This is a genomic window from Novosphingobium sp. MD-1 (assembly GCF_001014975.1).
Taxonomy (GTDB): Bacteria; Pseudomonadota; Alphaproteobacteria; order Sphingomonadales; family Sphingomonadaceae; genus Novosphingobium.
The window spans coordinates 1-1,232 of sequence record NZ_BBXA01000004.1 but is presented as its reverse complement, the minus strand read 5'-3'; the positions used below and the strand labels follow the sequence as shown (position 1 = coordinate 1,232).

Sequence of the window (1,232 nt, the reverse complement as noted above, 5' to 3'; positions counted from 1 at the left end):
CGGATGCACACGCTGCGCCAGGGCGGCGGCCTTTCGGGCTTCACCAAGCGGTCGGAGAGCGAATACGATCCGTTCGGCACGGCGCATTCGTCGACGTCGATTTCGGCGGCGCTGGGCTTTGCGGTGGCCAACAAGCTGTCGGGCGCGCCGGGCAAAGGCATCGCGGTGATCGGCGATGGCGCGATGTCGGCGGGCATGGCCTACGAGGCGATGAACAACGCGCAGGCCGCCGGCAACCGGCTGGTGGTGATCCTCAACGACAACGACATGTCGATCGCGCCGCCGGTGGGCGGGCTTTCGGCCTATCTCGCGCGGCTGGTGTCGTCGCGCCCGTTCCTGGAGCTGCGCGAGCTAGCCAAGCGGCTGTCGCGCAAGCTGCCGCGTCCGCTGCACGAGGCCGCGCGCAAGACCGACGAGTTCGCGCGCGGCATGGCGATGGGCGGCACGCTGTTCGAGGAGCTGGGGTTCTACTACGTCGGCCCGATCGACGGGCACAACCTGGACCAGCTGATCCCGGTGCTGGAGAACGTGCGCGATGCGGCCGAGGGGCCGTGCCTGGTGCATGTGGTGACGCAGAAGGGCAAGGGCTATGCCCCGGCCGAGGCGGCGGCGGACAAGTACCACGGGGTGCAGAAGTTCAACGTCGTCACCGGCGAACAGGCCAAGGCCCCGCCGGGACCGCCGAGCTATACCGGCGTGTTCGCGCAGGCCCTGCTGGCCGAGGCGCGGCGCGATCCCGCGATCTGCGCGATCACCGCGGCGATGCCTTCGGGCACGGGGCTCGACAAGTTCCAGCAGGCGTTCCCCGAACGCAGCTTCGACGTCGGCATCGCCGAACAGCACGCGGTGACCTTCGCGGCGGGGCTTGCCGCGCAGGGGATGCGGCCGTTCTGCGCGATCTATTCGACGTTCCTGCAGCGCGCCTATGACCAGGTGGTGCACGACGTGGCGATCCAGAACCTGCCGGTGCGCTTCGCGATCGACCGCGCCGGGCTGGTGGGTGCCGATGGCGCGACGCACGCGGGCAGCTTCGACGTGACCTACCTTGCCACGCTGCCCAACATGGTGGTGATGGCGGCGGCGGACGAGGCGGAACTGGTGCACATGACGCACACCGCCGCGCTGCATGACACGGGTCCGATCGCGTTCCGCTATCCGCGCGGGAACGGCACCGGCGTGGCGCTGCCCGAGGTTCCGGAGAGGCTGGAGATCGGCAAGGGCCGGATCGTGCG

Annotated in this window: 1 protein-coding gene; it reads left to right on the top strand. The window is 69.8% G+C overall.

Annotated features, from left to right (window positions below; genetic code table 11):
• The coding region (dxs, locus tag NMD1_RS00660; RefSeq protein ID WP_125953193.1) for a 1-deoxy-D-xylulose-5-phosphate synthase at nucleotides 1-1,232 on the top strand (1,232 nt) is incomplete at both ends.